1 protein-coding gene is annotated in these 2321 nt (G+C 65.7%); it reads left to right on the top strand.

Annotated elements, in window-relative coordinates; genetic code table 11:
* Positions 1 to 38: 38 nt before the first annotated feature.
* Positions 39 to 2321, top strand: a 2283-nt coding sequence (locus tag ACV530_RS36505; protein WP_494337035.1) for a condensation domain-containing protein, incomplete at its 3' end; no start/stop codon positions are given.

The raw sequence follows: 2321 nt of genomic DNA, 5'->3' as shown, positions 1-2321 counted from the left end.
GTGCGGTGCCGATCGGCCGCCCGCAGGGTGACTGCGGGGTGTTTGTGCTGGACGCGTCGCTGCGGCCGGTGCCGGTGGGCGTGGCCGGTGAACTCTATGTGGTGGGCGTGCAGGTGGCCCGTGGGTATGCGGGGCGGCCCGGTGTGACGGCGGAGCGATTTGTCGCTGCTCCGTTCGGCGGGGTGGGCGAGCGGATGTATCGCACAGGGGATCTGGTGCGGTGGCGTGCTGATGGGAATCTGGAGTATGCGGGGCGTGCGGATGCGCAGGTCCAGGTACGAGGCTTCCGCATCGAGCCCGGCGAAATCGAAGCCGTACTCGCGGGCTACCCGGGCATCGCTCGCGCCACGACCGTACTGCGGGAGGACCAGCCGGGCGATAAGCGACTGGTTGCCTATGTCGTGCCGGCAGATGACAACTCCGTTGTTTCCGCAGACGAGTTGCGCCGGTACACCGCTGAGTTTCTGCCGGAGTTCATGGTCCCGGCTGCAGTCGTGACTCTTCCTGAACTCCCACTGACCGCCAACGGAAAGCTCGACCATCGTGCCCTGCCCGTCCCCGAATTCCACGGAGAGCCCGGCAGAGCCCCCCGGAACGGCCTCGAGGAAGCGCTGTGCGCGATCTTCGCCGATGTCCTCGGCTTGGACCAGGTCGGGGTCGATGACGACTTCTTCGACCTTGGCGGGCATTCGCTGCTCGCGACCCGTGTGATCAGCCGCGTCCGCACCGTCCTCCGGGTGGAGGTGCCGCTGCGTGCTCTGTTCGAGGCGCCGTCGGTGGGACGCCTCGCCCAGCGGCTGAACGAAGCCGGTGGCGCACGGGCCACGCTGGCGCCGATGCCCCGTCCGGCCGAGGTGCCGCTGTCGTTCGCGCAGCGCAGGATGTGGTTCCTCAATCGCTTCGAGGGCGCGGCGGCCGCCACCTACAACATGCCCATCGCCTTGCGGCTGACCGGAGTGCTGGACCATGAGGCGCTGCGCGAGGCCATCCATGATGTGATCGCCCGCCACGAATCGCTGCGGACCATCTTCCCCGAGGGCTCGGACGGGTCACCGTTCCAGCAGATCGTCGATGGGTCGCGAGCCTCTGTCGCGCTGGACATCACCGAGGTCACGGCGGAGATGCTGCCGGGCCTCGTGGCTGCTGAGGCTATGCGGGGCTTTGACTTGACGGTTGATGTTCCCTTGCGGGCGCGGTTGTTCGCGGTGGCTGGTGATGTGCATGTGCTGGTGGTGGTGTTGCATCACATCGCGGGTGATGGGTGGTCGATGGTGCCGTTGGCGCGGGATGTGGCGGCTGCGTACGAGGCACGGGTGAGTGGTGGTGCTCCGGAGTGGGAGCCGTTGCCGGTGCAGTACGCGGATTATGCGCTGTGGCAGCGGGAACTGCTGGGCAAGGAATCCGATCCGGAGAGTCTGCTCAGCCGGCAGGTCGCGTACTGGAAGGAAACGCTCGCTGATCTTCCGGAGCAACTGGAGCTGCCGGTGGACCGTACCCGGCCCGCCATGGCCTCGTTCCGCGGCGATCACGTGACGTTCGAGGTGGACGCTCGGGTGCACTCTGGGCTTGCGGAGCTGGCCCGGGAGTCGGGTGCGAGTGTGTTCATGGTGGTGCAGGCGGCGTTTGCGGCGTTGTTGTCGCGGATGGGTGCGGGGACGGACATCCCGATCGGCTCTCCCATTGCCGGCCGCACGGATGAGGCGTTGGACGACCTTGTCGGTTTCTTTGTGAATACGCTGGTGCTGCGCACGGATGTGTCCGGCGATCCGACCTTCCGCGAACTGGTCGGGCGGGTCCGTGAGGCTGACCTGGCTGCCTTTGCCCATCAGGATGTGCCGTTCGAGCACCTGGTGGAGGTGCTCAACCCGGTCCGGTCGATGTCCCGGCATCCCCTGTTCCAGGTGATGCTCGCCTTCCAGAACAACGAACAAGCCGTACTTCAGCTTCCGCAGCTCACTCTCACCGGAGAGCTGACGGAAACAGGGTCGTCCAAGTTCGATCTGCTTCTCAAGGTCACGGAGAGGGAGGCGAATGCAGGAGGCATGGACTGCCTTCTGGAGTTTGCTGTTGATTTGTTTGATCGGGTGACGGTTGAGGGGTTGGTGGGGCGGTTTGGTCGGTTGTTGGGTGCGGTGGTGGTGGACGCGGATCGGTGTGTTGGTGAGTTGGAGGTGGTGTCGGAGCGGGAGCGTTTTGAGTTGTTGGTTCGGCGTAATGACACGGGGGTTGGGGTGCCGTGGGTGTCGTTGCCGGAGGGGTTTGAGGAGCGGGTGGCGTGTGCGCCGGGGGCGGTTGCTGTTGTTTTTGAGGGGGTGGAGTTG

This window comes from Streptomyces sp. SX-6 (assembly GCF_059089585.1).
The sequence above is the reverse complement of the archived record's forward strand: the minus strand, read 5'-3'. Positions and strand labels throughout refer to the sequence as shown.